3 protein-coding genes are annotated in these 1,380 nt (G+C 62.6%); all 3 read right to left on the bottom strand.

Annotated features, from left to right (window positions below):
- Nucleotides 1-67: 67 nt before the first annotated feature.
- Nucleotides 68-520 carry a phage tail terminator-like protein gene (locus J0I64_RS15425; RefSeq protein WP_291409821.1) on the bottom strand — a complete coding sequence of 151 codons (453 nt, stop codon included), beginning with the start codon at nucleotides 518-520 and terminating at the stop codon, nucleotides 68-70.
- Complete coding sequence (locus J0I64_RS15420; protein ID WP_291409818.1) at nucleotides 520-1,119, bottom strand: hypothetical protein; 600 nt, start codon at nucleotides 1,117-1,119, stop codon at nucleotides 520-522. The genes J0I64_RS15425 and J0I64_RS15420 overlap by 1 nt, the downstream gene beginning before the upstream one ends.
- A partial coding sequence (locus J0I64_RS15415) for a hypothetical protein (protein ID WP_291409816.1) occupies nucleotides 1,119-1,380 on the bottom strand: 262 nt, incomplete at its 5' end. The genes J0I64_RS15415 and J0I64_RS15420, both read right to left, overlap by 1 nt.

The following is a 1,380-nucleotide window of genomic DNA, read 5'->3' as shown; positions in this document are numbered from 1 at the left end:
GCCATGGCGGGCACCGTTCATGAAAAAAGGCCCACGCGTGGCCAAAGCGAAGAAGGTTGAGGGGGAATTAGCCGAGGTGCCAGTATGCGAAAGGCACGCTCATGGTGACGCGAAACCAGTTGCCATCGTCACTGCCTGAGCCGCCACCATCGACGCGGGGCGCCCAAGTCCGGACGTAACAGCCGTCGCCGGTTTCGTAGAACACCTTGCCGCGGAAGATTTCGCCGATGGCAGTCGCGCGTTGGGTCGCCGCAGCTTCACCGGTGCCGCTGGGCTCGAAAACGTGGACATAGATGAAGCCTGGATTGATCCAGACCTGACTACCCGGTTGCCCGGCGCCTCGCATGCTCGCGGGCTGCGTACTCAGCTCGAGATTGACGAAACCGGTCGGAAAGCCGTCGGCGTCCTTGGGGGGCCAGGGCGTGGGCGTCGGCTCGTTCTGAAAGGTGATCGGCGTTTCGGTCCAGTTGTCTATCAACCGCTGACGGATCGCAGCTTTCGCACCTGCAAAATCACCCATCAGCGACTCCTGATCCGAAGGCAGGGATAACGGTTGCCCGACTTGTTGCCCTGCTGGCCATTCGCCGCCGCGCCGGCGATCACACCTTGCCAGTCAAAGATCACGGAGGCCGCATTGCCGAAGCGGCGAGCCACGATGGCGGCCGCCTCTTCATAGACCCGCTCTGTGCCCGGAACGCGCATGGTCATTGTGCTCATTTCGATCTTGCGGCTGTACGGCAACGTGTTGGTGATCAGGATTTCGCTGCTGCCGTCCCAGTCTTTGAGATTGGTCGCCGGAACGCCGCCAACGAAGAGCTGGTGCCGTGTCCGGTACTCACCCGACAGGACGGGCGAGAGGTCAAAGAGCGTGTCCATCGCGAACCGCACGACATCGTCGAGCCTGGCATAGTTGTAGCGGATCACTCCGCCAATCTTGACGGCCTCTTCCCGGGCGCCAGGCACACCATCGACTGATCGCGTAAACCGGCCCGGCTTAGGGTCGGCTTGCATCACGCGAGCATGTTCACGCTTGGCGAGCGCCACATGCGCTGCGTGGGTCTCGGCAATCGTCGCTGCCGCCGCGGCACGGAAGATCTGGATTGCGCCGCTGCGTGCCATCAATCGCCTCTGACGATTATGTTGATGCGCACCAGCACATCGTTCAGGTGGATCTGCTCTACCGACTGGACCGTGGCGGTGCTGCCCGCGAGGAACGCCACTTTGTCCAAATTTTGCGGAACGCCGAAGGCGCCGAGGGTGCTCGGCGAGAGTACGACGCCCCGGTCACCCTGCTTGAACGTGCCGACGAACTCGCTCGGTTTGAAACCGCGCACGAAACCACGCATCTGGCCCAGCGCCGCCGACCCGCGCTTGAACTTC

Source organism: Devosia sp., from assembly GCF_017307565.1.
GTDB lineage: Bacteria > Pseudomonadota > Alphaproteobacteria > Rhizobiales > Devosiaceae > Devosia.
Note: the sequence above shows the minus strand (reverse complement) of the source record. Positions and strands in the feature narration are given on the sequence as shown.